This window comes from Pseudomonas sp. HMWF021 (assembly GCF_003061005.1).
Lineage (GTDB): Bacteria > Pseudomonadota > Gammaproteobacteria > Pseudomonadales > Pseudomonadaceae > Aquipseudomonas.
This window is the reverse complement of sequence record NZ_QAIK01000064.1, coordinates 1-6,040: the sequence shown is the minus strand read 5'-3', so window position 1 is coordinate 6,040 and position 6,040 is coordinate 1. Positions and strand designations below refer to the sequence as shown.

Below are 6,040 nucleotides of genomic sequence, written 5' to 3'. Positions count from 1 at the left end.
TGACACGCGTACGCCACTCCCGCGACGAACTGCCGGAGTCCTTTGCCCACGACCCGGCCGGCAACCTGCTGATGCAGGACCGCCCCGGTCCGACGCGGATCAAGGGCAACCGCCTGCTGATGCAGGGCGACCGCCATTATGACTACGACGCCTTCGGCAACCTGATTCGCGAACGCCGTGGCCGCGACCCGCAACTCGTCACCGAATACCGCTACGACTGCCAGCACCGCCTGATCGGCCTGACCCGTCCTGACGGTAAAACCGCGACCTACCAATACGACGCTTTTGGTCGACGCATCCGCAAAACCGTGGACGGCCTCAGCACCGAGTTCTTCTGGCAAGGCGACCACCTCGTCGCCGAAAGCAGCAAAGCCCAGTACCGCAGCTACGTCTACGAACCCGGCACCTTCCGCCCACTGGCACTGCTCGACGGCAAAGGCCCGAAACGCGCCTGCCCGTTCTACTACCAACTCGACCACCTTGGCACCCCGCAGGAACTCACGGACTACAGCGGCGAAATCGTCTGGTCGGCGCAATACGACGCCTACGGCAAGGTCGCCGCCATCACCCTCGCCGGCGAGGACTACCTCGATCAGCCGCTGCGCTTTCAGGGGCAGTATTTCGATGCGGAAAGTGGGCTGCATAACAACCGGCATCGGTATTACGACCCGCGGTTGGGGCGGTATCTGACGCCGGATCCCATCAAGTTGGCGGGTGGACTCAACCAATACCAGTACGTGCCGAATCCGACGGGGTGGGTGGATCCGTTGGGGTTGAGCGCGAACTGCCCGCCGCCGAATAGACCGGACTGTTCATCACCAGGCAGGATTGATGGTTCGATCATTGATGAGGCTATTCCAACTCTTCCCAAGCCGAATTCCGGCCCTAAAGATTTTGGAAGTGACGAAAAGCTCATAGGCCATTTTGAAAAGCATGGCGCCGAATTCAACGCTATGAACAAAGAGGAGTACTTACTCGTCGCACGAGATGTAGTGAATCAAGGTACTCGTGTGGAGTATTCATACAAAGGAGAGGTGCGATCAGGGTATTTGCTGTTGATGGGAAACAATCGGAAAGGTGAAACGAAATTTGCTTTCGTGGGCACCAATACCAATGATGAAATTACGACGCTACACACCAAAAGCGGAAAAGAATTCTGGCGGACAATCAATGGAAACGCACGAGATAAAACTGTGAGACCTACACATGACTAGGACATACAAAGCATTAGTCGTCGCAATAGACCCATTCGTAGAAGAGGCTATTGAACTGGTAGTTGACGGTTTTTCGATCAACTGCTTCGTCAGTTACAGCCCTTCAAGAATAGAGATCGGGGGTACTTACGAAGTGGAGTTCGAAATGGTGTTGCCTGATGAGGAGTGCATAGCAGCAACCGAATGCAACAAAATGCAGATCGAGAAGCTCGATAACGGGTTGTTCTGTGATATCTATGGCTACTTGGATGGAGAGGTCTTGCGATCAGTTGTCGACTTTCCGGATCAGGATATCCATTACGAATACCCACACCTGAATGGGCACTTTGTTAAAGTCAGCGCGAGCAGGATAGATGTCTCTTTCTGTTAAATCGTCAACGAAGATGCTGCTGGGCGGTCTTCGTATGCAAGACTTCTCGAATCGCACCGCAATTACTACTGGTCAGCCTCCTCATCCTCTAACGGCAACTCATCCCGCCCCAAAGGATCCGTTGGTGAAGGCAACGGATACTCCGGCGTTTCATCGACATCGTCATCGTCATCCTTTTGCTCACGCCCCATCTCACACCTCGCAAAGGGCCCGACAGAACTTCAGGCCCTGAAGACTCGAAAGCGGCACTACCGCGCTCGATCAAAAGAATAAGCAGTCACTGCTCATCCTCATCCTCTTCATACTCCATGTCGGCTTCATCCGCATCATTCAACGGCACCGTCGCATCATCCATCAACGACCCAGGATCCTCGTTCCCCGGATCGTTGATAAACGGCAGACCACTTGGGCCTTTTTCTTCCTTGCCTTCGGTTTCGGGCGTCATGGCAAACCTCTGCGTCTGGTGGGTTGTATAACGTTCGAAAAGCCTTACGGGCAATCGTTCCTGCGTCCGACAGCCAAAAACGAAAAACCCGGCACTTGGCCGGGTTTCCGTTCGACACGCCATTAATGATGGCGGTTTTTGTGTTTGTACTTGTTGTGCTTGTGACCACCACCGGAGTGAGCTTTGCCGCCATCGCCACCCAGGTTGTTACCCACCGCACCACCGGCCGCGCCGCCCAGACCGGCACCGATGGCTGAACCGGTGGAGCCACCCAGGCTGTTGCCGACCACCGAGCCACCGGCTGCGCCGAGGCCGCCGCCGATAGCGGCTTCCGTGCGATTGTGTTTGTTCGCCCCGACAGCGCCGCCAGCCGCGCCGCCGACACCCGCGCCGACCGCTGCACCCGTGCTGCCGCCGAGTTGGCCACCGACCACATTACCGAGCACACCGCCCAAACCGCCACCCACGGCGGCGCTGCCGTCTCCGGCGGCCATCGCACCTTGAGCGATGAGTAATCCGAAAAACAGTGCAGACAATGACAAGCGCATTTGAACCTCACAGTTCCCGAATCGGGAGGGTATGCCCATAGGGCCTATGTCAAATTGGAGACGATTTTCGGAAAAACGTTCAGCCATGAAAAAGCCCGGCATCAAACCGGGCTTTTCTGACAAGCATTCGCTATCAGTGACGCTTGTGACCTTTGGACAGATTGGTGCCCACTGCGCCACCGGCTGCGCCGCCGAGACCGGCGCCAATGGTTGCACCATTCCTGCCGCCCAGGCTGTTGCCGATGACCGAACCACCGGCCGCGCCAACACCACCGCCGATGGCCGCTTTGGTTCGGCTGCCCTTGCCGGCGGCCATGGCACTGCCGGCTGCGCCCGCAACACCGGCGCCGATCGCTGCGCCCGTGCTGCCGCCCATTTTCTGGCCGACCACGTTACCCAGTGCGCCACCCAAGCCGCCGCCGAGCGCCGCGGTGCCTTCTCCAGCCACCGCACCTTGAGCAACCAGAAGCCCCAGAACCAGAGCAGGCAATGTTAGACGCATGACAAAAACCTCAAAAATAGGGAAATCAAAAGGGGCCGAATTGAATGCTGCCTACTGGCTGAAGTCCAGAGAAATCAGCTGTCGCCGTGCACTCGGCGCCGATTTGACAGCGATTTTGCGAAAGGTTTTATCGCAGGCAAAAAAAAGCCCGCTGGGGAGACGGGCTGGAGACTTGCTTTCTAACGGATGGCTTCACCCTACGACCGTAGACGTGAAAAGTTTGTGAAAATCGCCAGAAACTGCGCGATTGCTTGTAGGAGATTTCCTTTAATAAACAGCAGGCATAAAAAACCCCGCTGTTAGTCGGGGTCGTTAAATCGCAGATTACTTTCTCAACCGGGTCGACACTTTTGGGAGAAATTTGGCTTTCGGCCCCTTGGGCGCAGTGGACTTGATCTTGCCGGTCTGCACCGGGTCTTCGCCAAAGCCCGCCTGATACTCCGTCTGACCGCAACGGACGCAGTTGTTGAATGAAAACTCGGCTCCATCATCTTCGATATACGGATCAGTCATACCTTCGCCCCTTTGAAAGGGATCGATACCGGCAAAGCCCTTTTGCCTGAAAAAATATCGACCTCCAAGGCTTTTGAGACTAGCCGGTCATTACTGGACTTGCGGTTCAGTTGGCCCGGTCACCGACGAATGGCCTACAGCTATTAAACACACTGTTGATCGAAAACCCTCTCAAGCTTGTGATACCCAAGCCATGGCGTTGACCACCAAAAACATCCCTCAACGCAACTTGACCGCCGTGCCTGTCGCGAACACGACCACCATGCCGCCCTTGCCCGCCGGCATGCTGATCTCGAAATCCAGCCCGACCACCGCATCGGCCTGTAACGCCCGCGCCCGCTCCTTGATCTCGTCCGTCGCCTGAACCCGTGCCTCTTTCAACGCACGCTCCAGCGTCTGCGAGCGCCCACCGAAAAAGTCGCGCATGCCGGCAAACATGTCACGGATCACGTTGACGCCTTGCACCGACTCCGCACTGACAATGTCCAGGTACGCAGTGATCTGTCGGCCTTCGATGGCGTGGGTAGTGGAGATGATCATGGGAACTGTCCTTTTTTCTGCGAATAAAGCGGCGATTGTAATGTGCTGTGGCAATCCAGGCTGAGCACTGCCAGCACAACTTGCGCAGCGAATTAAAATCCAGACGCCAGAAACCACAAAACCCCTGATCTCTCTCGAAATCAGGGGTTTTGTGTATTGAATTTGGCGGTGAAGGAGAGATTCGAAACTACCCGTTTGCGGTTTTTTGAGCATACCCTCCCGGTTTATAAGGGCTGCAGAGGAGCGAGTTTTTTAATCTCAGTCCCATGTCAGTCCCATGGGTTTTGCGCACCAGGTTGCAGAACACGGACGCGAAGACCGTTTCGACGTTTCATGTTGACCCATGGGAAAAAGGTAATTTTGGTAATGCGACATGAGGCAAGCTCTGGAAGCCTTGAAAATCGGGGCGTTGAGAGCAGTAAGCAGAGGTAACAATTTGGTGAGTATGAGGTTAGAAAATTACCTTTCCTATGAGTAATCCCTTATAACCCTCAAACCCAGTAAAACCGGGCACTTCAGAAATTATTACCCTAACTCTTACCTAAAATTACCTCTTGAGGTAATGAGTGAAAGGCAGGCATGACAAGGGCTGTAGCGCGTTTCTACACCTCGCTTACCAAAATTTACCTTTTTCCCAGCTCGCGTCTGAAAAATGGCCAAGACGACGTCCCTTTCGAACGTTTTTCACATCATGCAAATTGGCACTGGTCGCAGGTAAATCCTTGGTTACGCTATGCAATACCAGAAAATAACGGAGAGCCAAGCAGGCTGGGCCTTACAGCCGTTTTGCAAGCGGACTGAGCGGTGTCGGATTTCCAGCTGGTGCGACCAGTGCCGAAAACGAAAACATCCTGTGCGGTAGGTTTTTCAGAGCGTCACCCCTGCACGACGGGCATTTCACTCCCTTGGCCAACTCGTCGACGCTCCGTAACGCAGTACAACTACCTTTGCTCTTTTTTGCAAAACCTTGCACTGCGTGCAATCGCTACAACGCCAACAGCCCCCGCAGCAGGCTTGGCCAGAGCAGGTGTTTGCACCACTCTGGCCTTTGCATAAAAAAGGGACGCAAAGCCCATCGGCGGGAGGGGGATAAGTGCTTTTTCGCGAATTTTTTTATTACCTTCAGCGATCTTCACAGCTAGCATTCAGCCAAAGAATCAGATTGGGATTAGCTGATGGAAACCATCACGATGTTGGGCTACTCCGCCGTAAGAAGTGGCCAAGTAGAAAACCGGCCTTCGCACTCATTGATTGCTACAGCTTCTACGCCAGTTGTGAACGTGTCTTCGACCGGATCTGGCCAATACGCCAATCGTCGTTCTACGCAACAACAACCTGATGGGTGGCGATCGTTAGTAGATCCTGTACCCTTCTGAACCTGTCTAGAGCAATTTCCCAAGTTTTACAAGGGCTGCCTTCACGGTGACAACACGCGTAGGGGGCGAAGGAATAAGTGAATTTGCGACAGGTCTTTTTCCTGTACCCGTTTTTGTGCGTAAACAGCAATGGCGACGATAATTTTAGGAGGATATAGAGTGACCACGCAGGCTCCGTACTTTCTCAGGCAAAGCTTTCTTGGAAATATTCCGTCGATGGACATAAGCGCGTCGGATTATGAAGCGATCATTCGGGCACGAGGCATTCTTAGCGCAGCGCTTTCCATTGAAGAAAAATATGACCTTACCTTAGGGAACTTCATAGATTTTGAGCGTGAAGCACTCCTGCTCACCATGGATCAATTGACAGATCACTTATTTGATTACAATAGAGCTTATAATATAATATCGGCGCTCAACAGACGAATCGCCAACTTCATATACATCGGAAAGAACTACACAGAACTTATTTCAAACATGGCATCCAAGTGTGTTCTCGACAAAGAAGCAGTAGCAAGTAAAGTCACTACAC

8 protein-coding genes are annotated in these 6,040 nt (G+C 53.8%); 3 read left to right on the top strand and 5 right to left on the bottom strand.

Going from position 1 to position 6,040, the window contains the following annotated elements; genetic code table 11:
* Both DBR18_RS28995 and DBR18_RS09735 read left to right on the top strand, forming a co-directional pair.
* Nucleotides 1–1,214, top strand: a 1,214-nt coding sequence (locus DBR18_RS28995) for an RHS repeat domain-containing protein (protein ID WP_256588658.1), incomplete at its 5' end; no start/stop codon positions are given.
* Nucleotides 1,207–1,584, top strand: a complete 378-nt coding sequence (locus DBR18_RS09735) for a hypothetical protein (protein ID WP_108590172.1) — start codon at nucleotides 1,207–1,209, stop codon at nucleotides 1,582–1,584. The genes DBR18_RS28995 and DBR18_RS09735, both read left to right, overlap by 8 nt.
* 277 nt (nucleotides 1,585–1,861) lie before the next feature.
* Here the strand turns inward: DBR18_RS09735 and DBR18_RS28385 are convergent, their stop codons facing one another.
* The 5 genes from DBR18_RS28385 to DBR18_RS09715 form a co-directional block, all read right to left on the bottom strand.
* Entirely contained in the window at nucleotides 1,862–2,029 is a 168-nt protein-coding gene (locus DBR18_RS28385; protein WP_003223252.1) for a hypothetical protein, read from the bottom strand.
* Nucleotides 2,030–2,151: 122 nt separating this feature from the next.
* Nucleotides 2,152–2,577, bottom strand: a complete 426-nt coding sequence (locus DBR18_RS09730; protein ID WP_108590171.1) for a YMGG-like glycine zipper-containing protein — start codon at nucleotides 2,575–2,577, stop codon at nucleotides 2,152–2,154.
* A 133-nt stretch (nucleotides 2,578–2,710) separates the two neighbouring features.
* Nucleotides 2,711–3,079 (bottom strand): hypothetical protein, encoded by a 369-nt coding sequence (locus DBR18_RS09725; protein WP_045122356.1) that lies wholly within the window; start codon nucleotides 3,077–3,079, stop codon nucleotides 2,711–2,713.
* A 324-nt stretch (nucleotides 3,080–3,403) separates the two neighbouring features.
* Nucleotides 3,404–3,592, bottom strand: a complete 189-nt coding sequence (locus tag DBR18_RS09720) for a hypothetical protein (RefSeq protein ID WP_108590170.1) — start codon at nucleotides 3,590–3,592, stop codon at nucleotides 3,404–3,406.
* Nucleotides 3,593–3,811: 219 nt separating this feature from the next.
* On the bottom strand, nucleotides 3,812–4,132 hold the full coding sequence (locus DBR18_RS09715; RefSeq protein ID WP_027613311.1) for a YbjQ family protein: 321 nt from the start codon (nucleotides 4,130–4,132) through the stop codon (nucleotides 3,812–3,814).
* A 1,535-nt stretch (nucleotides 4,133–5,667) separates the two neighbouring features.
* Between DBR18_RS09715 and DBR18_RS09710 the strand changes: the two genes are divergently transcribed.
* The coding region (locus tag DBR18_RS09710) for a hypothetical protein (RefSeq protein WP_218277850.1) at nucleotides 5,668–6,040 on the top strand (373 nt) is incomplete at its 3' end.